The following is a 25,055-nucleotide window of genomic DNA, read 5'->3' on the forward strand; positions in this document are numbered from 1 at the left end:
TCTCCCGGGCAACCGGGTGAAGTGGCCCGGACGCCGCGTCGAGGAGCCGTCGAGAAGCATCGAACGAGGACCCTTTCGCCACACCGCAACGTTATCCGGACCCTCCCGGACATGACGGGTGGCATGGCGGTAGGGTTCGGCAGTGAGCACGGGCGTGCTCACTGGGCGATGCCCCTTTTCGGTTTGTAGGGTGTGGATACGGAATGAAAGGTGCACCTGGTGCCTGAGCACGAAGACACCCCGGCGATGACCGCCGCGCCGCAGGCGCGATCCGGCCGACGCAGGGGACTGCGCGTCACGGGTCTGGTCGCAGCGAGCGCGCTGGCGCTCGCCGGCTGCCAGGGTCAGGTTTCCAACGGGTTCATGCCGCAGTCGATCTCGGACAGCGGGGACCGGGTCACGAACCTCTGGGTCGGCAGCTGGATCGCCGTGCTCGGCGTCGGCGTCATCACCTGGGGCCTCATGCTCTACGCCGCGATTCGGTTCCGCCGCCGCAAGGGGGACGAGGCACTGCCCGTCCAGCTGCGCTACAACGTGCCGGTCGAGCTGCTCTACACGATCATCCCCGTCTTCATGGTCGCCGTGTTCTTCTACTACACGGCCCGTGACGAGGCAGCGCTCACCGACGTGAGCCAGACGCCGGACGTCACCATCAGCGTGGTCGGCAAGCAGTGGAGCTGGGACTTCAACTACGTCGACTCCAACGTCTACGACACCGGGGTCCACACCAACCTCACCGGCGAGGAGGGAGCCCGGGAGAACATGCCCGTCCTCTACCTGCCGGTCAACAAGCGGGTCGAGTTCGTGCTCAACGCGCGGGACGTCATCCACAGCTTCTGGGTGCCCGCTTTCATGACGAAGCTCGACATGATCCCCGGCAAGACCAACCGCCTGCAGATCGTGCCGTCGCAGACCGGCGAGTTCCAGGGCAAGTGCGCCGAGCTCTGCGGCACCTACCACGCCGAGATGCTCTTCATGGTCAAGATCGTCTCCCAGGAGGAGTACGACCAGCACATGGCCGACCTGGAGGAGATCGGACAGACCGGCCAGATCCCCGTCGACGCCAGTCGCGAGGAGATGGTCGAGGGCGACGCCGAGCTGATCCCCGAACCTGCTCGTAGTGGGAGCAACTGATGACCGCAACCGCAGACCGCCAGGCCACGACCACCGGCACACCGCCCCCGGTCACGCCTCGCTCCGAGATCAAGGGACGCACCTTCGTGAGGTGGGTGACGACGACCGACCACAAGGTCATCGGCAACCTGTACTTCATCACCGCGTTCCTGTGGTTCATGCTCGGCGGGGTCATGGCCCTGATCATCCGGGCCGAGCTGGTGTCACCCGGCCTGCAGGTCGTGGACACCAAGGAGCAGTTCAACCAGCTGTTCACGATGCACGGCACGATCATGCTGCTGCTCTTCGCGACGCCGCTCTTCGCCGCCTTCGCGAACGCCCTCATGCCGCTGCAGATCGGCGCTCCCGATGTCGCCTTCCCGCGGCTCAACATGTTCGCCTACTGGCTCTACCTCTTCGGCGGCCTCATCGCCGCGGGTGGCTTCCTGACCCCCCAGGGTGCGGCCTCCTTCGGCTGGTTCGCCTACACGCCGCTGTCCGACCAGAGCTACAGCCCCGGGCTCGGTGGCGACCTGTGGGTCTTCGGCCTGGCGTTGGCGGGGTTCGGCACCATCCTCGGCGCGGTCAACTTCATCACGACGATCGTGTGCATGCGGGCACCCGGCATGACGATGTTCCGGATGCCGGTCTTCACCTGGACCGTCCTGATCACCTCGATCCTCATCCTCGTCGTCTTCCCCGTCCTCGCCGCAGCGCTCTTCGCTCTTGGTGGTGACCGCCGCTTCGGCATGCACATCTTCGACCCGGAGAACGGCGGGCCGATGCTGTGGCAGCACCTGTTCTGGTTCTTCGGGCACCCCGAGGTGTACGTCATCGCGCTGCCGTTCTTCGGCATCATCAGCGAGGTCATCCCCGTCTTCTCGCGCAAGCCGATCTTCGGCTACAAGACGCTGGTCTTCGCGACGATCGCCATCGCCGCGCTCTCCACGAGCGTCTGGGCGCACCACATGTACGCGACGGGGCAAGTGCTGCTGCCCTTCTTCGCGGTGATGACGATGCTCATCGCCGTGCCCACCGGGGTGAAGTTCTTCAACTGGATCGGCACCATGTGGGGCGGCAAGGTCTCCATGGACACGCCCATGCTCTGGGCCATGGGGTTCCTCGTGACCTTCCTCTTCGGAGGCCTGACCGGCGTGATCATCGCCAGCCCGGCCCTCGACTTCCACCTGTCCGACAGCTACTTCATCGTGGCGCACTTCCACTACACCGTCTTCGGCACCGTCGTGTTCGCGATGTTCGCGGGGTTCTACTTCTGGTGGCCGAAGCTGACCGGCCGGATGCTCGACGAGAAACTCGGCAAGATCCACTTCTGGATGCTCTTCATCGGCTTCCACACGACCTTCCTGATCCAGCACTGGCTCGGGATGCAGGGGATGGCCCGCCGCTACGCCGACTACCTGCCGGAGGAGGGCTTCCAGGTTGGGAACATCGTGTCCAGCGTCGGCGCCCTGCTCCTCGGTGCCTCGATGATCCCGTTCCTCTACAACGTGTGGCGCACGTGGAAGAAGGCACCGCTCGTCGGAACCGACGACCCGTGGGGGTACGGCGCCTCGCTCGAGTGGGCGACGTCGTCCCCGCCGCCGCGTCACAACTTCACCTCGCTGCCCCGGATCCGCTCCGAGCGCCCAGCCTTCGACCTGCACCACCCGGAGGCCGCGCCAGGTGCGACGCCGGTGCCGGATCGGGGGACCCTGGCCCAGGTGATGGGACCGGCTGACCTCGACGGGACGCCGGGTGAGCGTTCCACCACCAACCGAGACTCGCACGGAGGCTGACGATGCGCGTCGAGACCAAGCTGTTCTTCTACCTCTTCGCGTTCTTCGCCCCCATCACGTTGGTCTACGGTTACTGGTCCGACTGGAGCGAGCCGATCGGCGTCGTGGCACTTGCGCTCACCGCCGGCCTGTTCCTGCTCAGCGGCTTCTACTTCTGGATGACCGGAAGGAAGCTCCCGCTTCGACCGGAGGACAACGCCAGCGGCGAGATCGCCGAGGCTGAGGGCAACTACGGCTACTTCGTGGCGAGCTCTTGGACGCCGCTGTGGCTGGCCGGTGCCGGGGCGATCATGTTCGCGGGTCTGGCCATCGGCTGGTGGCTGTTCATCGTCGGTGCGTTCGTGGGCGTCGTCGCCGTGGTCCTCTGGGTGTTCGAGTCCTTCTCCGGCGAGTACTCCATCTGACGATCGCGCGGAACGGCGCAGACAGCGCGAAGGGGAAGGATGGTGGTCCTTCCCCTTCGACGATTGATGGCCTACGTCACGGCCCCTCGGGCTCGCGGTGCGATCGTGCGGGAGAGAACATCCCAAGACACCTCCGTCCGATCGATTGGCTTGTCCTCCGACGGTAATCCCGTCAACGCCGGAGGTAAAGAGACGCCAGAGGTAAAGACCCGTGGCCGTCGAGTCGGCGACGCCCGCCTCGTCCGTCGGCACGATGGTGCGTTCAGCCCCAACCCAGCTCGTGCAGCTGCCGGTCGTCGATACCGAAGTGGTGGGCGATCTCGTGGACGACCGTGATGGCGATCTCCTCGCGCAACTCGTCGACGGATGAGCACATGCGCTCCAGCGGGCCCTGGAAGATCGTGATGCGGTCCGGCAGGGCGCCGGCAGCCCACCAGCCGTCGCGTTCGGTCAAGGGAGTGCCGTCGTAGACACCGAGCAGCTGCGGATCCTCTGCTGGTGGCTCCTGCTCGATGAGCACGACGACGTTGTCCATGGCGCGGGCCAGCTGCGGCGGGATGCTGTCGAGCGCGTCCCCGACCGCTGCTTCGAACTGGGCGTCACTCAGGTGCTGCACGAGGCGAGTCTCGCACGTCGGTCCGGCACGTCCACTGACACCCTCGCGCACACCCTGGCGGACATCCCGCGGATGCGCCTACGCGCACCGGGGGGATGCCTGAGACCAGGTTGGGCGCTCGAGGTCGCCACCCATGAGAGCCGGGCCCAGCGGCATACGGCACGCTCCTTCACGGACGCGAAGGCGGACTGCTGAGCACATGCGAAGGCCCCACCGCTTGGCTGCGGTGGGGCCTTCGCCTGCAGACCGTTCCTGACCCGGACAGCGCCTGGTCAGCGCCTGGTCAGCGCCTGGTCAGCGCCTTGGTCAGTGGCGGGCTGCCGGCTCGATCTCCTCCGGGGCGACGGACACCGGTTGGGTCTCCTCCACGTCGTGCGCGTGATGGGCGGCCTCGAGCTCGGAGGGGGTGGCGGGTGCAACTCGGTCTCGGAAGTAGAACCGCGAGAGCTTCGCGCGCAGACGCTCCTTCCGGGCGACGGGGCTGGCGACATCGTTGGCGTCCACCTTCTCGACGAGCGCCAACGGCTCCGGAGACTCGTGCTGGACGAGCGACCAGCGCTCGGCGGGCGTGAGCGGTGCATGGATCTCCTCGAAGCGACCATCCGCGTGACGCCAGATGGTTCCCGTCTCGCGGCCGTGCAGCACCTTCTGTCGGTCGGCGCGCTGGAGGCTCAGGCAGATCCGCTTGGTGATCCAGAACGCGATCGGCGGGCCGATGAAGAACAGGATCCGCAGGGCGTTCGTGATGTCGTTGATCGACAGATGCAGCTTGATCGCCATGAGGTCGTTGCCGGCGGCGAACATGAGCACGGCGTACATCACGATGCCGGCGACGCCGATGCCGGTCCTGGTCGGCGCGTTGCGCGGACGGTCGAGCAGGTGGTGCTCGCGGTTGTCACCGGTCACCCACTTCTCGACGAAGGGGTACACGCCGATGATCGTCCACATGAGCGGCAGCAGGATGAGCGAGAACGGGAAGATGTTCATGCTCCAGGTGAAGTCACCCCAGGATACGAACTCGAGCCAGCCGGGCACGAGGCGCAGCGCCCCGTCGGCAAAGCCCATGTACCAGTCCGGCTGGGAGCCTGCAGTGATGGGCGACGGGTCGTACGGTCCGTAGGCCCAGATCGGGTTGATCGTCACGACGGCCGCGACGAGGGCGATGACGCCGAAGACGATGAAGAAGAACCCACCGGCCTTGGCGATGTACACCGGCATGAACGGGTAGCCGACGACGTTGTTGTTCGTCCGGCCCGGTCCGGGGTACTGCGTGTGCTTGTGCACGAACACGAGCACGATGTGCAGGATGAACAGGCCAACGAGGATGGCGGGGATGAGCAGGATGTGCGCCGAGTACAGGATCGGGATGATCTGATCGCCGGGGAAGGCCCCGCCGAAGATGAAGTACGAGAGATAGGAGCCGATGATCGGCGCGGACTGGACGAAGCCGTTCATCGCGCGGATGCCGGTGCCGGAGAGCAGGTCGTCCGGCAGTGAGTAGCCGGCGAAGCCCTCGATGCAGGCGAGCAGCGACAGGATGGTGCCGAAGACCCAGTTGATCTCGCGCGGCTTGCGGAAGGCGCCGGTGAAGAAGATCCGGGCCATGTGCACGAAGACCGCTACGACGAAGATCAGGGCGGCCCAGTGGTGGATCTGGCGAATGAGCAGTCCACCGCGGATGTCGAAGGAGATGTCCAGCGTCGACCGGTAGGCGTCGGAGACGATGACGCCCTGCAGCGGCACATAGGACCCGTCATAGACGACCGGGGTCATGCTCGGCACGAACCAGAAGGTGAGGAAGACGCCGGTGAGCAGGCAGACGATCAGCGAGTACATCGCGATCTCGCCGAGCATGAACGACCAGTGCTCCGGGAAGACCTTCCTCAGGAGGGTGCCAGCCCCCTTGGCCGTGCCGGTTCGGTCGTCGATCCAGCCGGCCAGACCACCGAGTGGCTTCTGCTCGGCCCGTCGCTCCGCGGCGGCCTCGTCGCCGTCGCGCAGGGCCCCGGCGTGACGGGGCTGGTAGATGGCGCTCATCGCTCACGCTCCCAGAAGCTCGGCCCGACTGGCTCGGCGAAGCCCTCGGGTGCGACGAGGTAGCCCTCGTCGTCCACGGTGATCTTGAGTTGCGGCAGCGCACGCTTGGCCGGGCCGAAGATGACCTTGCAGTCCTCGGTCAGGTCGAAGGTGGACTGATGGCACGGGCACAGCAGGTGGTGGGTCTGCTGTTCGTAGAGACCGACCGCACACCCCACGTGTGTGCAGATCTTCGAGTAGGCGACGACGCCGTCGACGCCCCAGTCGCGGGCCTTCTGGACCTTGATCTCGTTGGGGTCGATGCGGATCAGGATGACGGCGGCCTTGGCCTTGCCCTCGAGGACGTGGCGACCCTCGTCGATGGAGTGCTGGAGCGTTTCGGGCATGACGTGGAAGACGGAGCCGTTCGTGACGTCAGAGAGCTTGATCGGCGTCATCTCCGGGTCACGCATGAGCCGGATCGGCTGCCCACCGTTGTTCTCGATGTCCCAGAGCGTCTCCTTGAGCTCCTCGATCGTGGTCGGGCCGAGCGACCCCACCACCTGCAGTCCCAAGGGCAGGGCGAACAGGCCGAGAGCCCCACCGAGGGAGTACTTGAGCATCGGGCGCCGGGTGAGCCCGGTCGACTCGACGCCCTCGCTGACGACGGCGACCGCCTCGGCCCGCCCCTCCTGGCTCGAGGCCTGGGGATGCCGCTCCTCGCTGATCTCCACGTCGGACATCAGGGTCTTGGCCCAGTGCACCGCCCCAAGGCCGATGAAGAGGATGGAGACGCCCAGGGAGAGGCCGAGGACGACGTTCTGGGTGCTGGCCGTGCCCACCCCGGGAAGGAAGAAGGTCGCCTCGTCACGGATCGCGAAGTAGCTGACCACGAAGATGAGCGCCCCGAGCATGGAGATGCCGAACATCGTGGCAATCTGGCGCTCGGCGCGCTTGGCCGCCTTCGGGTCCAGGTCGGAGGCCCGCGGGATGTGCGGTGGGAGACCGGGGTTCTGGAAGGTGTCGGGCCCGGTTGCCAGTGACGCCGGCAGGACCTGGCCGTCACCGGAGGCGGGCGCCACAGCGCTGCCCTCGACCGGTGCCACGGTGGTCTCGTTGTCGTTCATCGGTTGGATGTCCTGTCGCTCATGATCCGGACGGTCGGGTTGGGGCGGAGGGCCGGGCGAGCGGCTGCCTGGCTCATGCCGCCTTCTTGCCGAGCCAGACTGCCGCTGCGATGAGGATGCCGAGCATGAAGACCCAAGCGAAGAAGCCCTCGGACACCGGGCCCAGGTTCCCCAGGCTCATGCCGCCGACGCTGGTCGCCTGCTCCTGTGCCTTGAGGTAAGAGATGACCTTCTGCTTCGCCTCCGGGGTGAGGTTCGTGTCGCTGAAGACCGGCATCGACTGCGGGCCCGTCACCATGGCCGAGTAGATGTGCCGCGGCTCGACCTCCTGGATGGCCGGGGCATACTTCCCGCGCGTCAGGGCGCCGCCGGCGCCCGCAAAGTTGTGGCACATCGCGCAGTTGACGCGGAAGATCTCGCCGCCCTCGGCGATGGCATGGTTGTTCTCGGTTGTGCCGGGCTCGATGACGGTCGTGAACTCCTCGTCCGGGATCGCCGGGCCGGGGCCGAGCGAGGCAACGTAGGCAGCCATCGACGCGATCTCGTCCTGGTTGAACTTCACCTCGTTGCGAGGCGCCTGGACGTCCTGCTTCGCCAACGGCATGCGGCCGGTGCCGACCTGGAAGTCGACCGAAGCTGCGCCCACACCGACGAGGGAGGGGCCGGAGTCTGTGCCCTGGGCGTTGGTGCCGTGGCAGGAGGCGCAGTTGCCGAGGAAGAGCTTCTGGCCCTCCTCGACGGAGGCCGCTGCGACGGCCGCGGACGCGTTGGCGTCCTTGGGAGCGATGAAGGAGTAGGCGCCACCCATGATGAGCAGGCCGACGAGGATGAGCAGCGCGATCGCGGCGGGGTGTCGTCGGCGTGCGGCCAAGGCGTTCACTGTGAGGTCCTGTCGTCCGTCGGGGCGGTGCAAGTGGAGCTGGTCGGGCCCGGCGCGCTGGGCGCTGTGGGCACGGTGGGCGCGGTGGGCACTGTGGGCACGGTGGGCACGGTGGGCACGGTGAAGGTCATTGGAGGATGTAGATGGTGGCGAAGAGCGCGATCCAGACGACGTCGACGAAGTGCCAGTAGTACGACGTGACAACCGCTCCTGTCGCGTTCGCGTGGGTGTAGCGGCGAGTCGTGAAGGTGCGCGCGATGATGAGCAGGAAGGCGAGCAGACCACCGGTCACGTGGAGACCGTGGAAGCCGGTCGCCATGTAGAAGACGGAGCCGTAGGCGTCAGAGCTGAGGGTGACGTTCTCGTGGACGAGCTCGGCGTACTCCATCACCTGGCCCGCGATGAAGAAGGAGCCGAAGAGGTAGGTGAGGACGTACCACTCCCGCATGCCCCAGTTCTTCAGGTCGAAGAGTGAGCCGGTGCGGGCCTTCTGACCGCGCTCCGCCTTCCACACACCGAGCTGGCACCAGACGGAGGAGACGACCAGCACGAGGCAGTTGATGGATGCGAAGGGGAGGTTGAGCTTGTCCACCTGCTCCGCCCACAGATCCCCCCGGACGGACCGGAGCTGGAAGTACACGGCGAACAGACCCGCGAAGAACATGAGCTCGCTCGAGAGCCACACGATGGTGCCAACGGCAACCATGTTCGGGCGGGTCGCCGGTCCGTGTCCGGCCGTCGCTACTGCGCTTGAAGGAACTGCTGATGCTGTCGCCACGTCGGTCATTATTCCCACATTCGTTCCCGAGTGTGAGAGCGACCCCCAGTTTTCGATGGGGTACCGATGAATTCGTGACGTTTGCGCACGTCACGGCGTCATCGAGGGTGCTTTCGCTCCCCGCAAAGGGCGCGCTCCGACGGTGCGCTGCCGACCGGTAGCATCGGCAGCATGACCGCCTCGAACGAGATCGCCACCGAGCGCCGGGGCACGGCGCCGCTGCACCAGGTGAACGTGCTGCTCTACAGCGACGACATCACGACCCGTGACGCGGTTCGTGCCGCGGTGGGCCGTCGTCCCGCCAAGGACGTCGAGGTGGAGCACTGGCTCGAGTGTGCAACCGCCGCTGCGGTCGTCAGTGCCGTCGAGAGCGAGCCGTTCGACATCCTGATCCTCGACGGGGAGGCGGCGAAGGTCGGTGGGATGGGCTTGGCTCGCCAGCTGAAGAACGAGATCTTCAACTGTCCCCCGATCATCGTGCTGACCGGGCGCCCGCAGGACGCCTGGCTCGCGGCCTGGTCGATGGCGGATCTCGCGGTGCCGCACCCCCTGGACCCGATCGACCTCACCTCGGCAGTCAGTCTGCTGGCCCGTTCGTCTCGGCGCACAGCCTGAGCCGCGTCGCGTGATGACGCAGGACGATGCGCTGACCTGGCCGGCGATCTACACCGACCTCCTCGCCCGTCGTGACCTCGGGCGGGCGGCTGTGGAGTGGGCCATGGCGCAGATCATGGACGGTGCGGCCACACCTGCACAGATCGCGGGCTTCCTCGTGGGCCTTCGTGCCAAGGGCGAGAGTGTCGAGGAGATGCACGGTCTGGCCGAGGTGATGCTGTCGCGAGCGCACCGGATCGAGGTCGAGGGACCGAGTCTCGACATCGTGGGCACCGGCGGCGACCGAGCGCACACGGTGAACATCTCGACGATGTCCTCGATCGTGGCGGCTGCTGCGGGAGTTCGCGTGGTCAAGCACGGCAACCGTGCGGCATCGTCCTCGTCGGGTTCGGCCGACGTCCTCGAGGCGCTCGGCATCGACCTGTCGCTCGCCCCGGACCGGGTCGTCGAAGTGGTCCGGCAGGCGGGCATCACGTTCTGCTTCGCCCAGACGTTCCACCCGTCCTTCCGGCACACGGCCGTGCCCCGCAGAGAGCTCGGCGTCGGCAGCGCCTTCAACTTCCTCGGCCCGCTGACGAACCCGGCCCAGCCGACCTACGCCGCGATCGGCTGCGCCGACGCCGGGATGGCGCCGCTGCTCGCCGGCGTCTTCGCCGGTCGTGGCAAGGACGCGGCGGTCTTCCGTGGGGACGACGGCCTGGACGAGGTGACGGTGTCCACGACGACGACCGTCTGGTGGGTCCGCGAGGGGAAGGTCCGGGACCGCACGGTGGAGCCGACCCGTCTCGGGCTGGAGCTGCACCCGACGGAGGCCCTACGCGGCGGCGACGCCGCGCACAACGCAGCCGTGGTCCGGGACGTCTTCGCCGGTGCAGCCGGCGCGATTCGAGACGCCGTGGTGCTCAACACAGGTATCGCCTTGGCCCTGACGCAGCCGGACTCCGGCGACGACCAGTCATCGTTCGACCGCGACCTCCGCGCTGGCATGCACCGGGCTGCGCAGGCCATCGACTCCGGTGCGGCGTCGCGGGTCATCGAGCGGTGGATCGAGCTCACTCGCTCCTGAGTCGCCACTCGTCCGAGTCGCTTCCGACGCCCGTCCCTTCGTTGCGGCCGGTCGGCCGCTGCCCGCGCTGGTCGGTGTTACTCGCCGTCGAGGCCCAGGCTGAAGGCCGCCTCGAGATCGTGCGAGGAGTACGTCCGGAAGGCGATGTGGGTGGAGGTGCCAACCACGCCCTGGACCTTGCTGAGCCGGTCTGCGATGACGTCGGCGAGCTCCTCGTGAGCCCGCACCCGCACCATGGCGACGAGGTCGGCGTCACCGGTGACCGAGTACACCTCGGACACGCCGGGGATCTCGGCGATCTCCTCCGCAGCCTCTGGGATGCGGTTGACCTCACAGTTGACCAAGACGATGGCGGTGATCACGCACCAACCCTATCCCGCACGCCGGTACCGGTCGCGGGAGCGGGGGCGGGGGCGCCCGCCACCCCCGAGTCCGGCGTCGAGGCCCGCGTCCCGGTCGAAGCCGACGACCTCGAGGGCGGTGGCAACCGCCGGCTCCAGCTCGTGGCGAACCGCGCCGGCCCCACCGACCGGGCAGGTCCAGCAGCCGTCCAGCTCGACGATGCGAACACCGGGTGCCTCGAGCCACCGCAGCACGACCTCGGTCTCCTCGGTCAACGCGGCCAGGGCTCCGGTCGCAGGCGGGGGAACGACCTCCGCGGTGGCCTGCAGGTTGCGCACGTGCACCATGGGGTCTGCCCCGCGCGGGCTGACGACCGTGCCGGCGAGCCTGCCGTATCGGACGCACACCAGCTCCCAACCACCGGTGTCGTGCCGTCGAGCCGCGACGACCTCCGCGGCCCTCCTCAGCGGGGCGAGTCGTTGTGAGCGCGCCGCGCCCCTGACGAGGTGGAGGAAACGGTCGCGGACTCGGGCTGCGTCCTCGAACCGCTCCTGTGCTGCGAGCTCCTCGAGTCGGGACCTCAACCTGCTCGCACCGGGCCGGGCGTCGCCGGAGAAGAGTGCTGCGCAGTCAGCAGCGACCAGCGCATAGTCGGCATCCGACTGCGCACCGGTGCACGGAGAGCCGCAACGTCCGAGCTCCGCGAGGGCGCAGGCCGCCTGTTTGCCGGTGATCCGTTGCCTGCACTGCCGCAGCGGGACGATCTCGTGGACCGCGTCAACGGCGGACTGCGCGTTGAGACGCGACCGGAACGGCCCGATGTAGTGGGCCCCGTCCTCCTCGCGCACCTGCTTGACGATCGACAGGCGGGGGAACCGCTCGCTCGTCAGCTTCACCCACACGACACGTCGGCCATTCCTGGACCTGCGGTTGAACCGGGGCTGGTGCTCGTCGATGAGGCGGAGCTCTCGAACCTGCGCCTCGAGCACCGTCTGGCAGACGACAGGCGTCACGGCGTGAGCCAGCCGAACCATGTCGGCCATCCGGCTCCGCTGCTCCGAGGCAGTGAAGTAGCTGCGGACGCGGGAGCGGATGTCTCGGCTCGTGCCCACGTAGAGCACCCGGCCGTCGCGGTCCTTGAAGACGTAGACGCCCGGGGCATGAGGGAGCGGCTCGGCGAGGAACCGCTTGCGCCGCAGCGCAGGGCTGACTCGTGACGTATAGCTGGAGAGCTCCTCGAGCGTGTGGACCCCCAGGTTGCCGACGCGCTCGATGAGACCGTGCAGCACGTCAACCGTCGCACGCGCGTCGTGGAGTGCCCGGTGGTCGGGAGTCGTGGTGGAGGCGAACACCCGGGCCAGCGACGAGAGCTTGTGGTTCGGCGACTCGTCGTTGGTCACGAGCTGGCGCGCGAGCGTCAGTGTGTCAAGGACGTCGAACCCCGGCCACGGGGTGCTGGTGCGGCGCGCGGCCGACTTGAGGAAGCTGATGTCGAAACCGGCGTTGTGGGCGACGAGAACGCTGCCGGCCGCGAACTCGAGAAACGCCGGGAAGGCGGACTCGATGCGGGGGGCGTCGGCCACCATGGCATCCGTGATGCCGGTGAGCACCGAGATGAAGGCAGGGATGGGCTCGGACGGGTTGACCAGCGTCTGGAACTCTCCCAGCAGCTCGCCGCCGCGGACCTTGACCGCGCCGATCTCGGTGATGCCACACTGCTCCGGGCTGCCGCCCGTCGACTCCAGGTCGACGACGACGAAGGTGACATCCATCAGGCGAGTGCCGAGGTCGTCGAACGTCGCCTGGATCGCCTGCATGGGCTGACCGTATGCCGCTGGGCTGACAGTGCCTCGAAGGCGCGGCGGTCGTCGGCACAGTTGCGGGTCAGTCAGCTTCGGACCCGAGGTGGTGCCCCGCGGGGACAGGCCTTGTCGGTGGTCGGCCATAGCGTGTTGCGCGACAGCTCGCAACGACGAAGAAGGGCGGAGCCGGTGATGCTCATCGACTGCCAGACCTGCCCCGTCAGGGACGTCCACTGCGCTGACTGCATGGTGACGGCGCTGGCGGACATCCCTGTGGGGGCTCCGGAAGCCGCGAGGGGACTGCCACTCGACCGCGCCGAACGCCGGGCGGTGTCCGTGCTTCTGGCCGCCGGCCTCGTCACGACCGAGGCGGCACACGCCGCCCGTGCCGAGCCCGACGACGACCTGCGCCCGATCCGCGTGCGGCGGACCGCCGTCTGACCGCCGTCTGACCGGTCTCGATGATCGTGCCACCATGGCGCGATGGGACGAGCTCGCCTCGGCGCCGCAGCTCTGGCGAGCGTGATCGCGGCGACTCTGGTGTGTGGGTGCGCGTCTCCGTCCCCGGGCGGTCCCGCTGCCCCAACCTCGGCCGGGCGGGTCTCGCCCGGGACCGCTGTCCCGTCGTCGGCAGCGGCGGTCCAGGAAGAGACGTGGAGCGATCTCCGGGCGTCCGCGGGCAGCGAGCTGATCCGGTCCCGCGCCGCAGCCGCCGTCGCGGGCGATGTGCGGACGTGGCTCGCAAGGGTGCAGGGACGCAACCTTCGGACGGCGCAGGAGAAGGTCTTCGCCCGGATGCAGGCGATACGGGTTGAGCAGATGCGACTCCGATCCATCGAGGAGACGCGACCACCGGTTCCCGCCACACACGGGACGTCGGCGACGTGGGAGTCGAGGGCCACGTTGGAGTACCGGATCGCTGGCTTCGACGAGTTCCCGCGCAGCTTCACCCTGGCCCTGACCTTTGCGGCCGACCCGGCACGACCTGCCGAAACGGCGGTCATCACCGGATCTCGTCCTGACGACCGGCCCGAGCCGTGGGACCTGAACGGGCTGCAGGCCCGCAGCTCGGACCACTCACTCGTGCTCGCCTTCGGCGCTGACTCCGCCGCCGCTGCCGACGAAGTGACGCGAAGAGCGGACGCGGCGGCACGACGGGTCTCGGCCGTCCTCGGGGCCGCGGAGGCCGCGGTCTGGATCGTGCCCGCCACGGACGCGGACGCGGCGCGGCTGCTCGGCCGGGACGAGGGTGAGCTGGACGGAGTCGCCGCGGCCACCGACGGGCCCATCGGACCGGATCAGCCCGCGGGCGCCGACCGGATTGTCGTCGTCCCCGGGGCGTGGTCCGCGTTGACCGGCGTGGGCCGAGACGTCATCGTGGCGCACGAGCTGACCCATGCCACGGCGCGTCGGACGTCGAAGCGACAGCCGCCGCTCTGGCTGGCCGAGGGGTTTGCCGAGTACGTCGCGTATCGCGACGTCGAGCTTCCAGAGCGCCACCTCGTGCGGTCGGCGCTCGACCGGATCACATCGACCGGCCTGCCGGCCGGCCCGCCCGGCGCGCCCGAGTTCCATTCTTCCAGCGGAGATCTCACAGTCGCGTACGGTCTCTCGCTGACGCTCGCACGGACGATCGCCGACCAGTACGGGACCGATGCGCTGGTCGCGCTGTTCCGTGCCGTGAACGAGAGCGAGCCGGGTCCGGCCCTCCCGGCGGATGGCGACCGGCTGACGGACCAGGTCCTGAGGAGCCGGCTCGGCACGAGCATGGCTGAGGTGGTCGCCGCGTGGCAGTCCCGGCTCTCCGCCCTGGTGGCCCAGCCCGGCTGACCAGCCAGGCTGACCAGCCGGCGCGTCGGATGACGTGGGTCAGGAGTAGAGCGACTCCACCTCCGACTCGAAGTCCTTCATGACGATGTTGCGCTTCAGCTTGAGGGAGGGTGTCAGGTAGCCATTTGCCTCGGTGAAGTCGCCTGACAGGACGACGAACTTGCGGATCGACTCCGCCTTGCTCACGGCCTCGTTTGCCCGGTCGACCGCTTGCTGGAGCACCTCGAGCACCTTCGGGTGCGTCCGTGCCTCCTCGATCGACACGTTCTCGACGCCGTGCGCCGGGGCCCACAGCGGCCACATCTCGGCATCGAGGGTGATCAGTGCCCCGACGAAGGGCTTCTGGTCACCGACGACGATGCACTGGGAGACGAGCGGGTGCGCCCTGAGCCGGTCCTCGAGGACCGCCGGGGCGACGTTCTTGCCGGCCGCGGTCACGAGGATCTCCTTCTTGCGGCCGGTGATGCGCAGGTAGCCGTCCTCGTCGAGGTCACCGAGGTCACCGGTGTGGAACCACCCGTCCCGGATGGCCTCCGAGGTGGCCTGGTCGTTCTGGTGGTAGGCGGTGAAGACGCCAATGCCCTTGACGAGGATCTCGCCGTCGTCGGCCACCCGGACCGAGGTCCCGGGCAGAGGAGGACCGACGGTGCCGATCTTGACCTTGCCGGGGATGTTGACCGAGAGCGGTGCGGTGGACTCGGTCAGGCCGTATCCCTCGAGGATGTTGACACCGATGCCCCGGAAGAAGTGACCCAGCCGGGTGCCGAGTGGCGCCCCGCCCGAGACGGCGTACCGGACCTGACCGCCCATCGCCTCCCGGAGCTTGCCATAGACGAGCTTGTCGAAGAGCAGGTGCTGGAGCCGCAGCCCGAGTCCAGGTCCCCGGCCGTCGAGTGCCTCGCTGTAGGCAATCGCCACGGTGGCGGCGCGGTGGAAGATCTTCTCCTTGCCACCGGCTGCGGCCTTGGCCTCGGCCGAGTTGAAGATCTTCTCGAAGACTCGGGGAACGGCGAGGACGAACGTCGGCCTGAAGCTGCCGAAGTCGTCGAGGAGCGTCTTGATGTCCGGGGCGTGAGCCAGCCTCACGCGCGCGCCCACGCACAGGACCTCGATGAAGCGGGCGAAGACGTGTGCGAGGGGGAGGAACAGCAGGGTGGAGGACCCCGGAGTGAGGACGGCGTGGCCGAGCTTCTCGATGGCGTTCTCGACGAGATCGAGGAAGTTCCCGTGGGTCAGCAGGACGCCCTTCGGGCGGCCGGTGGTGCCGGAGGTGTAGATGATCGTGGCGACCGACGTGCGGTCGAGCCCGGCTCGCGCCTCCACGAGGGCAGCATCCGGCACCTCCATGCCCCGGGCCTTGAGGTCCTCGATGCCACCGCCGTCGATCTCCACGACCTCCACGAGAGAAGGCAGGCGATTCCGCACCTCGTCGACCACCTCCCGGTGGCGCGTCGACTCGACGACGAGGCACTTGGCGCCGGAGTCGACGAGGATCCACTCGACCTGCTCGGATGACGACGTCTCGTAGATGGGCACCACGACGGCGCCTGCAGCCCAGGCAGCGAAGTCCACCAACGTCCACTCGTATCGGGTGCGCGACATCAGGGCCACACGATCGCCCTGCCTGATCCCGGCGTCGACGAAGCCCCTGGCGAGCGCCGTCACCTCATCGGCGAACTCGTGAAACGTGATGTCGTCCCAGCCGCCTGAGGCACCCTTCCGGCTGAAGGCGCTCTCGCCCGGCACTGCGTCGGCGTTGCGCCTCGGCAGATCCGCCAACGTCCCCTCGGTGGTCTGCGTGGCGAGTGCTGCCACGTCCATGTGCTTCACGGTGACTCCTGTTTTCGAGTGTTCACCTCACCATATCGACCAGTGGAGCCATCGCGTCCGGTTCAGCGCGCGATAGCCTTCGGCGCATGGCCGAACGCACGGAGTCCTCCATCGTGATCGACGCTTCGCCAGGTGAGGTGCTCGACATCATCGCCGACTTCGAGGCCTACCCCGAATGGGCCAGCGAGGTGAAGCACGTGGCGGTCCTCGCGGAAGAAGGCGACGGCTGGGCCGACCAGGTCGAGTTCACGTTGGACGCGGGTGCGATCAAGGACACGTACGTGCTCGACTACGAGTGGGACATCGACGAGGACGGGACCGGGGTGCTGACCTGGTCGTTGGTCCGGGCGACGGTGCTCAAGGCGATGAATGGCTCCTACGCGCTCGAGGACCTGGGTGACGCCACGAGGGTCACCTACCAGCTCTTGGTCGACCTCAAGATCCCCATGATCGGAATGCTGAAGCGCAAGGCGGAGAAGGTCATCGTCGACACGGCCCTCAAGGAGCTCAAGAAGCGCGCCGAGGCCGCACGCGGTGGCTGAGAGCAGAGACGGGACGCAGACCGCGCCGCCCGGGTCGGTCGCCGACGAGGCCGCCCTGTTGGTGGACCTGCTGTCAGCACGTGGCTGGGGAGGGCCGGCCGCCGGGCAGTCCGACCGGTCCAGTGATGGGTCCCGGGAGTCCAGTGAGACGGGCTCGCGAGCGCACCGAGGCGAGTGCAGCTGTGGGGGCACGACACCGGCGGCGTGCCGACTGTGCCCGGTCTGTCAGCTGATCTCCTTCGTGCAGCGGCTGAGCCCCGACACGCTCGACACGGTGGCCGACGTCGTCGAGCTCGCGGCCACGGGGCTGCGCGACCTCGCCCACGCGCAGCGGGACAGGCAGGACCAAGAGGGGCCACCGTCGGGCCCGCCGACCGAGGGGACGAACCCCGGGTGAGCTCCAGCCTGGCGATCGGCGTCGACATCGGTGGCACGAAGGTCGCGGCGGGAGTGGTTGACGAGCACGGCACGATCACACACCGGACGCGACGGGAGACGCCGGAGCGGTCCACCTCGCCCGCGATCGTCGAGGAGACCATCGCCGCGTGCGTCGAGGAGCTGATCGACCGGCAGGACCCGGCGGACGTCGTTGCCGTCGGCGTCGGGGCCGCCGGCTTCGTCTCCGAGGACCGGGGGACGGTCCTCTTCGCGCCACACCTGTCCTGGCGCCAGGAACCACTGCGCAGCCGTCTCGCCGGGCGGGTTCCGTGGCCCGTGACCGTGGACAACGACGCGAACGCCGCTGCCTGGGCAGAGCGCACGTTCGGCGCCGCCCGAGGCGAGTCGCACGTCGTCGTCATCACGCTGGGCACGGGGATCGGCGGGGCACTGATCATCGACGGGGAGGTCCAGCGAGGCCGTCATGGGATCGCCGGCGAGTACGGACACATGCAGGTCGTCCCCGGCGGCGTGCGCTGCGAATGTGGCAACCGTGGCTGCTGGGAGCAGTACGCCAGCGGCAACGCCCTGGTCCGCGAAGCTCGCGCCCTGATCGAGGCGGGCTCGCCCGTCGTCGCGGATCTCGTGGCACGACTGGGCGGCGACGCGACCGCCCTCAACGGACCGGTCATCACCGAGGCCGCACGGGACGGCGACTCGACCGCACGGGAGATGCTCGCCGAGATCGGAGACTGGCTCGGCGTCGGCATGGCCAACCTCGCTGCGGCGTTCGATCCCGCCATGTTCGTGATCGGTGGCGGGGTCAGTGCCGCCGACGAGCTGCTTCTCGGGCCCGCCCGAGAAGCCTTCAGGCGGCAGCTGCCCGGGCGCGGCTACCGACCGGAGGCGCGCATCGTACGGGCCCAGCTCGGTGCGGACGCGGGCCTCATCGGCGCGGCGGAGCTCGCCCGCTCCGGCCGATGACAGCGCCGTCGGGGCGAGCCGGACACGCCTCCGGGCCGCCGTGGCATCGGGCCGAGCGGCTGCGCGTCATGAGCTACAACGTGCAGGACTTCACGGCCGACCATGCCGCCGCGGCCAGGGTCGTTCGGGCCGTCCGACCTGACGTGCTGTGCCTCCAGGAGGTGCCCCGCAGGTTGACCACGGAGTTTCGCCTGCCAGCCTTCGCCCGGGCGTGCGCGCTCTACTGGGCCGGGGGCCGCCTCGGCACCGGCGGGACCGCGGTCCTCACCGCGCTACGGGTCCGCGTCCACGGGACTTCCAGACGCCGGCTCGCGGTCCGCTTCCCCGACCGCACCCGCGGGTATGCCGCTGTCGACGTCTCGCTCCCCGGCTGGCTCCCGATCACCGTGCTCAGCGTGCACCTGAGCCTCGGGACGGAGGAGCGGCAACGGCACGTCGAGGCCATCCTGGCCGGCCTCCGGGAGCGAGTCGTCGTTGCCGGCGACATCAACGAGGGGACCGACGGCCTCGCCCATCGCCGCCTGGCTGGACGACTCGTGCTCGCCTCTGGCACGCAGCCGACCTTCCCGGCGGACAACCCCCGATCGGCGCTCGACGCCATCTTCGCCAGTGCGGACCTGCCGACCGTCACCGCGTCCGAGCACGACCTCGCAGACCTCGACGTCGATGACCTGACGGCGGCCTCCGATCACCGACCAGTGTGGATCGACGTTGCGGCCATTCTTCTTTGACGGCGTCAACCCCGATCGGGTGACACGTCCGGTGCCAGCCGGACCCAGAAGTCGTCCACGCGATCTCGGGCGGAGAGCCGGGCTCAGACCCGCGTTCCGTCGTCGAAGGGATCGCGCTCGGTACCGCCTCGCAGGACGAGCAGGACGAAGCCGACGACGATCATCGCGATGGCGGTGACGATCCACCACCCGCTGCCCCCACGGTCGAAGAACAGGACGTAGAGCAGCAGGAGCGTGCCACCACCCAGCCCCCCGACGATGGCCCAGAACATCGGATCCTCTTCGGCGGTGGGCAGGTCCATCTCCGTGGGCGGCGTGAAGTGGTCCCCTTCGTCGTCCGCCGCGGTTGACTCGAGCAGCTCGTCGACGTCCTCATCCGCAGGCTCCGACCCTCGCCACACGTGTGCAGTCGTCGGGGCGATCGGCAGGTTCAGACCCGCGTCCTTGAAGCCCCGGTCGGCGGGCGGAGCCGCCGCCGGACCCGGATCGTCGTCGTCGGGGGGTACGTCCGTCGACGTGGGCGTGGACGACGGCGGCAGGGACTGCTGCGGGTCGGGTGCCTCACTGTCCCAGCCCGCGACGATGCGCTCGAACTCAGCGTCGAGGTCCCGGTCGTTCACGACACAGATCCTCGCACGGGTACCGGCTGGGCGCGAGTGCCGTAGGCTGCTCGCGGCAGACGTGGGAGGTGGTACAGGGTTGTTCTACTGGGTGCTGAAGACGATCGTCCTCGGGCCGGTCATCAGACTGCTCTTCCGTCCCTGGGTCGAGGGTGAGGAGCACCTACCTGCCGAGGGCGCTGCCATCCTGGCCTCCAACCACCTGTCCTTCTCCGACTCGATCTTCCTGCCCCTCATGGTGAAGCGCCGGGTCACCTTCCTGGCGAAGAGCGACTACTTCACGGGAAGTGGGCTCAAGGGCTGGCTCACCAAGGCCTTCTTCAAGGGTGTCGGGCAGCTGCCCGTCGACCGCTCGGGTGGCAAGGCGAGTACCGCCGCCCTCACCTCCGGCCTGCGTGTGCTGCGGAGGGGGGACCTCCTCGGCATCTACCCGGAGGGCACGCGCTCACCCGATGGCCGGCTCTACCGAGGACGGACCGGCCTGGCCCGCCTGGCCCTCGAGTCAGGGGCGCCCGTCATCCCCGTGGCGATGATCGACACGGACAAGGCGCAGCCGCCGGGCAAGCTCGCCCCGCGCATCATGCGCATTGGCGTCCGCATCGGCAAGCCCCTCGACTTCTCGCGCTACGAGGGCATGGAGGACGACCGCTTCGTCCTGCGCTCGATCACGGACGAGGTGATGTACGAGCTGATGCTCCTGTCGGGGCAGGAGTACGTCGACATGTACGCGACCTCGATGAAGGACCGGCTCGTCGCGGCGGCACGCGCCAAGGCCCGTGAACTGCAGGAGGCGGCCAAGCCCGGCAGCGCGGTGCCCGAGCTGGAGGAGGCGCTGGACGCCGCCGAGGGCAAACCGGTCAACCGCCGCACCGGGACGTCGACCGACGTTGACGCCGGGGACGGCGACGCCCATCCCGGTGTCGAAGCCGCATCCTGAACCTCATGGGGGTGATGGGAGTCGCCCGTTCCGTCGACGGGCTGGCTGGGCTCGATCGGCCCGTGCGAACTGACGAGCACTCAGTCGTGCGAGGCCTCTGGCGGGCAGTGGACGTGTTCCGCGTCCTGGCGCTCGCCTACGCGGCCTACTCACTGTGGTTGCGGAGGGACGAGGTCGCGAACCTGGCCGTCGGGGTCGCCATCCTCGCGGTGCTCGCAGCCTGGACGGTGGTCCAGACGGTTCAACCGAGGCGCACGGAGCGCGCATATGCCATCGAGCTCGTCCTGGGTTGCGCGGCCATCCTCGCCACGCGACTCGTCGACCATGACTGGGTGATCACCGGCGGCGCCAAGACGGTTCCATCGATCTGGCCCTCGGCCGCGATCGTCGGCTGGGCCATCCTCCGGGGCTGGCGTGGTGGAGTCCTGGCCGCCTCCGCCGTCGCCGCCGCCTCGTTCCTCGAGGTCATCCACCCCACCGGCAACACCGTCACGAACTCGATCTTCGGGCTGCTCCTCGGAGGGTGCCTCGGCTACTGCGTCGACCTGGCCCGCGCCAGCCACGCGACCCTCGCCGAGGCGATGCGTCGCGACGCGGCCCGCGCCGAGCGCGACCGCTTGGCCCGCACCGTCCACGACGGCGTCCTCCAGACGCTCGCCTACATCCACCGCCGCGGACAGGATCTCGGAGGCGACGCCGCGACTCTTGGCGCCATGGCTGCCGAGCAGGAGCGGATCCTTCGCACCCTGGTCAGCCGGGCCGACCTCGGCGAGGTGAGCCGCGTCGTCAGCGGCGACGCGGACCTGCGCGTCCTGCTGGGCCACGTCGAACGCGACGTCATCCATCTCGTCGTCCCCGGCGAACCGGTCCTCGTGCCGCGGCGGGTTGGCGCCGAGCTCGTCGCCGCTGTCGAGGCAGCTGTCGACAACGTCCGCAAGCACGCAGGTCCCGGTGCAGAGGCCTGGGTGCTGGTCGACGACGACGGCGCCCATGTCGGGGTGACGATCCGCGACTCCGGTCGTGGCCTGGCCCCCGGTCGCCTCGACGAGGCGAGGGGGCAGGGACGGCTCGGCGTCTCATCGAGCATCACCGGTCGTCTCCAGGACCTCGGAGGCAGTGCGACCCTCCGTTCCGGATCGGCGGGCGGCACCACCGTCGAGCTGCGCATACCGTCGAGGAGGATCCGTGACCAACGAGAAGACTGACGAGAAGACTGACGAGAAGACTCACGACAAGACTCACGACGAGACCGACGACGAGGCGGCGGTCCGGGTCGTCGTCGCCGACGACCACCCGATGTGGCGTGACGCCGTGGCGCGGGACCTGGCCGACGCCGGGTTCGACGTCGTGGCCACGGCCGACGACGGCCGCGCCGCCGTGAACCGGACCAGGGCCACCGAGCCCGATGTCCTCGTGCTCGACCTCAACCTGCCCGGCCTGACCGGACCGGCGGTCTGCGCGGCGCTGGCGGCTGCCGGGGTCCGGACCCGGATCCTCATCCTCTCGGCGAGCGGCGACCAGCAGGACGTCCTCGAGGCGGTCAAGGCCGGCGCTCTCGGCTACCTGGTCAAGTCGGCGGGTCGGGACGAGTTCATCGCCGCGGTGCGGGCCACCGCCGCGGGTGAGCCCGTCTTCACTCCGGGTCTCGCCGGTCTCGTTCTCGGCGAGTTCCGACGCGTCGGCTCCCAGCGCGCCACCCGGAGCTCGCCACCGCGTCCGGTGCCCGAGCTGACCGAGCGTGAGACCGAGATCCTCAAGTACGTCGCCACCGGGATGGGCTACAAGGAGATCGCGAGCGCCCTGTTCCTGTCCCACCGCACGGTCCAGAACCACGTGCAGAACATCTTCGGCAAGCTGCACCTGAACAACCGCGTCGAGCTCGTGCGGTTCGCCCTCGACCGCGGGATCGACCCGGTCGCGCCCGCGTGAGCCCGCCTGGCGGTGGAAGCCGGCCCAGCGGCATACGGCATCAACCGGCAACACGCCCGGTGAGTGCTGGTTTCGGGATGCGGACCCTGGCGTGGGCACGGACCGATGGCGACTACCCTGAGTGGGTGACGATGACCACCGACCTCGCCGGCGGCCAGGGCACCGAGGGCCGTTCAGCAGAGGCCGGAACCGGAGCCGAGGCCATGGCTGCGCTCAACGCAGCAGCCACCCAGCTCGAGGCCGCGCAGCAGCCCACGTGGCCGGACACGGCCGCCCTCTCCGACGTGGTCGACACCCTTGCGTCTTATCCGCCGCTCGTCTTCGCGGGCGAGTGCGACCAGCTCACGCAGCGCATGGCCGCCGCGTCCGTCGGCGATGCCTTCGTCCTCCAGGGCGGCGACTGCGCCGAGACCTTCGCGTCGGCGACCGCCGACAACATCCGTGACCGGATCAAGACGATCCTCCAGATGGCCGCGGTGTTGACCTACGGCGCCAGCGTGCCCGTCGTCAAGGTCGGCCGCATGGCCGGGCAGTACGCCAAGCCGCGCTCGTCCTCGGTGGAGACGCGAGAGGGGCTGACCCTGCCCGCCTTCCGAGGGGACATGGTCAACGACTTCGCCTTCCACGAGTCGGCCCGGTTGCCCGATCCCCAGCGACTCGTGCGTGCCTACCACGCGAGCTCGGCGACGCTGAACCTCGTTCGGGCGTTCACCACCGGTGGCTACGCCGATCTGCGCTACGTCCATGAGTGGAACCGAGGCTTCGTCACGAACTCCGCGAACTCCCGCTACGAGAAGCTCGCCCGCGACATCGACAAGGCGATGCGCTTCATGGCGGCATGCGGCGCGGACTTCGAGGCGATGCGTACGGTCGAGTTCTACGCGGCGCACGAGGCCCTGGTCCTCGACTACGAGCGACCGCTGACGCGCATCGACTCGCGGTCGGGGCGCCTCTACGACACGTCTGGACACTTCGTCTGGGTCGGCGAGCGCACCCGCCAGATCGACGGCGCCCACATCGACTTCATCTCGCGGGTCAGCAACCCGGTCGGTGTCAAGCTCGGCCCCAAGGTCGACATCGACGAGGTCCTGCACCTCATCGACAGGATCGACCCCGACCGGACCCCGGGACGCCTCACCTTCATCACCCGGATGGGCGCCGGCACGATCCGCGACGCCCTGCCGGCCCTCGTGGACAAGGTGACCGCGTCCGGCGCGACGGTGACGTGGATCTGTGACCCCATGCACGGCAACACGTTCGAGGCGTCGACCGGCTACAAGACGCGCGACTTCGAGGACATCGTCGAGGAGGTGCGCGGCTTCTTCGAGGTGCACCGCTCTCTCGGGACGGTCCCGGGCGGGATCCACGTCGAGCTGACCGGCAACGACGTCACGGAGTGCCTCGGCGGCGCCGAGAAGATCATCGACGCCGACCTCGAGAAGCGCTACGAGTCGCTGTGCGACCCGCGCCTGAACCACCAGCAGTCGCTGGAGCTCGCCTTCGTCGTGGCCGAGATGCTCGGACAGGTCTGACCGTGACGCCGTCGGCGTCCGGCCCGTCCGGCGCGTCTGGCGCGCCCGTGATCCGTGCCGACCTGCTGAGCGACACGGTGACCCGTCCGGGCTTCGCCATGCGGGAGGCGATGGCGACCGCCGTCGTCGGGGACGACGTGTTCGGGGAGGACCCGAGCCTCCGGGAGCTCGAGGCGCGGGTGGCTGAGCTGCTCGGGCACGAGGCCGGGCTGTTCACCCCATCGGGATCGATGGCCAACCAGCTCGGGGTGCGCCTGCACGTCAAGCCGGGGGAGGAGCTCATCGGCGACTCCCTGGCACACGTCCTGCGCGCCGAGCTGGGTGCCGCCGCCGTCCTCTCCGGGATCTCGTCGCGCACCTGGGTCTCGGAGCGCGGACGATTCCGGGCCGCCGACGCGGCCGCCCTGATGATCACCGGAGTCGGTCCGTACCAGGTCTGCACCGCCCTGGTCATCGTGGAGAACACCCACAACTTCGGCGGCGGAACGGTCCAGCCCCTCGACGAGATCCGCCGTGCGCGCGAGCTGACCCGCGAGCACGGCGTGGCCATGCATCTGGACGGAGCCCGGCTGTGGAACGCCCACGTGGCGACCGGCGTGCCCCTCGAGGACTATGGCCGGGAGTTCGACACGGTCTCGGTCTGCCTCAGCAAGGGGCTCGGAGCGCCGGTCGGCAGCGTCCTCGTGGGTGGCGCGGAGGCGATTGCCGAGGCGCGGATCTGGCGCAAGCGCTTCGGCGGCGGCATGCGTCAGGCAGGCATCCTCGCGGCCGCTGGCCTCTGGGCTCTCGAGCACCACATCGACCGCCTCTCCGTCGACCACGCCAGAGCCCGGCGGGCCGCGGAGGCGATGGCGGAGGCGGCGCCCGGCAGCGTCGACCTGGCAACGGTCGAGACGAACATCGTCATCGTGGACGTCGCTGCGGCCGGGTGGGCGGCCCCCGAGTTCGTGGCTGCGGCGCTCACCCGCGGCGTCCGCAGCTACGCAGTCAGCGCCCGGGCGGTGCGGCTGGTCTGGCACCTCGACGTGGACGACGAGGCGACCGGACACGCCATCGACGTGCTCACCTCCCTGCTGTCGCGCGGCGGCCAACACACCGCGTAATCCGCAACACACCGCGATCGGATCCCGGTGTGTTGCCTGGTGCTCGGTGTGTTGGCGGGGTGCGTGGGCGGGAGGGCTGGGACT

25 protein-coding genes are annotated in these 25,055 nt (G+C 68.9%); 16 read left to right on the plus strand and 9 right to left on the minus strand.

What is annotated here, in order from left to right:
* The first annotated feature begins 210 nt into the window (after window positions 1–210).
* From coxB to VJN29_RS00290, 3 genes are read left to right on the plus strand one after another with little or no spacing between them, the layout of a single operon-like run.
* Entirely contained in the window at window positions 211–1,134 is a 924-nt protein-coding gene (coxB, locus tag VJN29_RS00280) for a cytochrome c oxidase subunit II (RefSeq protein WP_324141298.1), read from the plus strand.
* Window positions 1,134–2,909 (plus strand): cytochrome c oxidase subunit I, encoded by a 1,776-nt coding sequence (gene ctaD / locus VJN29_RS00285; RefSeq protein ID WP_324141300.1) that lies wholly within the window; start codon window positions 1,134–1,136, stop codon window positions 2,907–2,909. The genes coxB and ctaD overlap by 1 nt, the downstream gene beginning before the upstream one ends.
* Before the next feature lie 2 nt (window positions 2,910–2,911).
* Entirely contained in the window at window positions 2,912–3,313 is a 402-nt protein-coding gene (locus VJN29_RS00290; protein WP_324141302.1) for a cytochrome c oxidase subunit 4, read from the plus strand.
* Window positions 3,314–3,575: 262 nt separating this feature from the next.
* Here the strand turns inward: VJN29_RS00290 and VJN29_RS00295 are convergent, their stop codons facing one another.
* The 5 genes from VJN29_RS00295 to VJN29_RS00315 all read right to left on the minus strand — a co-directional run bounded on the left by VJN29_RS00295 (window position 3,576) and on the right by VJN29_RS00315 (window position 8,739).
* Window positions 3,576–3,929 (minus strand): metallopeptidase family protein, encoded by a 354-nt coding sequence (locus VJN29_RS00295; protein WP_324141304.1) that lies wholly within the window; start codon window positions 3,927–3,929, stop codon window positions 3,576–3,578.
* A gap of 306 nt (window positions 3,930–4,235) precedes the next feature.
* Complete coding sequence (locus VJN29_RS00300; RefSeq protein ID WP_324141306.1) at window positions 4,236–5,966, minus strand: cytochrome bc complex cytochrome b subunit; 1,731 nt, start codon at window positions 5,964–5,966, stop codon at window positions 4,236–4,238.
* On the minus strand, window positions 5,963–7,072 hold the full coding sequence (locus tag VJN29_RS00305; RefSeq protein WP_324141308.1) for a ubiquinol-cytochrome c reductase iron-sulfur subunit: 1,110 nt from the start codon (window positions 7,070–7,072) through the stop codon (window positions 5,963–5,965). Before VJN29_RS00305 ends, VJN29_RS00300 begins: the two co-directional genes overlap by 4 nt.
* A 73-nt stretch (window positions 7,073–7,145) precedes the next feature.
* Window positions 7,146–7,952, minus strand: a complete 807-nt coding sequence (locus VJN29_RS00310; RefSeq protein WP_324141310.1) for a cytochrome c — start codon at window positions 7,950–7,952, stop codon at window positions 7,146–7,148.
* A gap of 127 nt (window positions 7,953–8,079) precedes the next feature.
* Window positions 8,080–8,739: a heme-copper oxidase subunit III gene (locus VJN29_RS00315; RefSeq protein ID WP_324141312.1), complete on the minus strand. Its 660-nt coding sequence runs from the start codon at window positions 8,737–8,739 to the stop codon at window positions 8,080–8,082.
* Between the two features lie 162 nt (window positions 8,740–8,901).
* Between VJN29_RS00315 and VJN29_RS00320 the strand changes: the two genes are divergently transcribed.
* Together VJN29_RS00320 and trpD are read left to right on the plus strand one after the other, a co-directional pair.
* Window positions 8,902–9,345, plus strand: a complete 444-nt coding sequence (locus VJN29_RS00320) for a response regulator (protein WP_324141314.1) — start codon at window positions 8,902–8,904, stop codon at window positions 9,343–9,345.
* A 13-nt stretch (window positions 9,346–9,358) separates the two neighbouring features.
* Window positions 9,359–10,411, plus strand: coding sequence for an anthranilate phosphoribosyltransferase (gene trpD, locus VJN29_RS00325; RefSeq protein ID WP_324141336.1), 1,053 nt, complete (start codon window positions 9,359–9,361; stop codon window positions 10,409–10,411).
* A 77-nt stretch (window positions 10,412–10,488) separates the two neighbouring features.
* Here trpD and VJN29_RS00330 read toward each other — a convergent pair whose 3' ends face one another.
* Together VJN29_RS00330 and VJN29_RS00335 are read right to left on the minus strand one after the other, a co-directional pair.
* Window positions 10,489–10,773, minus strand: coding sequence for an Lrp/AsnC ligand binding domain-containing protein (locus VJN29_RS00330; RefSeq protein ID WP_324141315.1), 285 nt, complete (start codon window positions 10,771–10,773; stop codon window positions 10,489–10,491).
* 9 nt (window positions 10,774–10,782) lie between these two features.
* Window positions 10,783–12,570, minus strand: coding sequence for a DEDD exonuclease domain-containing protein (locus VJN29_RS00335; protein WP_324141317.1), 1,788 nt, complete (start codon window positions 12,568–12,570; stop codon window positions 10,783–10,785).
* Window positions 12,571–12,747: 177 nt separating this feature from the next.
* Between VJN29_RS00335 and VJN29_RS00340 the strand changes: the two genes are divergently transcribed.
* On the plus strand, window positions 12,748–12,996 hold the full coding sequence (locus VJN29_RS00340; RefSeq protein WP_324141338.1) for a hypothetical protein: 249 nt from the start codon (window positions 12,748–12,750) through the stop codon (window positions 12,994–12,996).
* Window positions 12,997–13,038: 42 nt separating this feature from the next.
* Entirely contained in the window at window positions 13,039–14,385 is a 1,347-nt protein-coding gene (locus VJN29_RS00345; protein ID WP_324141319.1) for a hypothetical protein, read from the plus strand.
* Window positions 14,386–14,424: 39 nt separating this feature from the next.
* Here VJN29_RS00345 and VJN29_RS00350 read toward each other — a convergent pair whose 3' ends face one another.
* Window positions 14,425–16,206, minus strand: coding sequence for a long-chain fatty acid--CoA ligase (locus tag VJN29_RS00350; protein ID WP_324141321.1), 1,782 nt, complete (start codon window positions 16,204–16,206; stop codon window positions 14,425–14,427).
* A gap of 95 nt (window positions 16,207–16,301) precedes the next feature.
* Between VJN29_RS00350 and VJN29_RS00355 the strand changes: the two genes are divergently transcribed.
* Genes VJN29_RS00355 through VJN29_RS00370 form a run of 4 tightly spaced genes read left to right on the plus strand, consistent with a single transcriptional unit; the run spans window position 16,302 to window position 18,850 of the window.
* Complete coding sequence (locus tag VJN29_RS00355; RefSeq protein WP_324141323.1) at window positions 16,302–16,757, plus strand: SRPBCC family protein; 456 nt, start codon at window positions 16,302–16,304, stop codon at window positions 16,755–16,757.
* Window positions 16,750–17,154, plus strand: coding sequence for a hypothetical protein (locus VJN29_RS00360; RefSeq protein ID WP_324141325.1), 405 nt, complete (start codon window positions 16,750–16,752; stop codon window positions 17,152–17,154). Before VJN29_RS00355 ends, VJN29_RS00360 begins: the two co-directional genes overlap by 8 nt.
* A complete protein-coding gene (locus tag VJN29_RS00365) occupies window positions 17,151–18,119 on the plus strand; it encodes an ROK family glucokinase (protein WP_324141327.1) in 969 nt (322 codons plus the stop codon). Before VJN29_RS00360 ends, VJN29_RS00365 begins: the two co-directional genes overlap by 4 nt.
* Window positions 18,116–18,850 (plus strand): endonuclease/exonuclease/phosphatase family protein, encoded by a 735-nt coding sequence (locus VJN29_RS00370; protein WP_324141329.1) that lies wholly within the window; start codon window positions 18,116–18,118, stop codon window positions 18,848–18,850. Before VJN29_RS00365 ends, VJN29_RS00370 begins: the two co-directional genes overlap by 4 nt.
* A gap of 83 nt (window positions 18,851–18,933) precedes the next feature.
* Here the strand turns inward: VJN29_RS00370 and VJN29_RS00375 are convergent, their stop codons facing one another.
* A complete protein-coding gene (locus tag VJN29_RS00375; protein ID WP_324141330.1) occupies window positions 18,934–19,470 on the minus strand; it encodes a hypothetical protein in 537 nt (178 codons plus the stop codon).
* 79 nt (window positions 19,471–19,549) lie between these two features.
* On the opposite strand from VJN29_RS00375, the gene VJN29_RS00380 reads away from it, so the two are divergent.
* The 5 genes from VJN29_RS00380 to VJN29_RS00400 all read left to right on the plus strand — a co-directional run bounded on the left by VJN29_RS00380 (window position 19,550) and on the right by VJN29_RS00400 (window position 24,971).
* On the plus strand, window positions 19,550–20,407 hold the full coding sequence (locus tag VJN29_RS00380; protein ID WP_324141340.1) for a lysophospholipid acyltransferase family protein: 858 nt from the start codon (window positions 19,550–19,552) through the stop codon (window positions 20,405–20,407).
* A 5-nt stretch (window positions 20,408–20,412) separates the two neighbouring features.
* Complete coding sequence (gene macS, locus VJN29_RS00385) at window positions 20,413–21,612, plus strand: MacS family sensor histidine kinase (RefSeq protein ID WP_324141331.1); 1,200 nt, start codon at window positions 20,413–20,415, stop codon at window positions 21,610–21,612.
* 91 nt (window positions 21,613–21,703) lie between these two features.
* Window positions 21,704–22,336, plus strand: coding sequence for a response regulator (locus VJN29_RS00390; protein ID WP_414654303.1), 633 nt, complete (start codon window positions 21,704–21,706; stop codon window positions 22,334–22,336).
* 203 nt (window positions 22,337–22,539) lie between these two features.
* Window positions 22,540–23,868 (plus strand): class II 3-deoxy-7-phosphoheptulonate synthase, encoded by a 1,329-nt coding sequence (locus VJN29_RS00395; RefSeq protein WP_324141341.1) that lies wholly within the window; start codon window positions 22,540–22,542, stop codon window positions 23,866–23,868.
* Window positions 23,869–23,915: 47 nt separating this feature from the next.
* Complete coding sequence (locus VJN29_RS00400) at window positions 23,916–24,971, plus strand: GntG family PLP-dependent aldolase (RefSeq protein WP_324141334.1); 1,056 nt, start codon at window positions 23,916–23,918, stop codon at window positions 24,969–24,971.
* Window positions 24,972–25,055: the final 84 nt, after the last annotated feature.

The organism is Intrasporangium sp., assembly GCF_035280925.1.
GTDB lineage: Bacteria > Actinomycetota > Actinomycetes > Actinomycetales > Dermatophilaceae > Intrasporangium.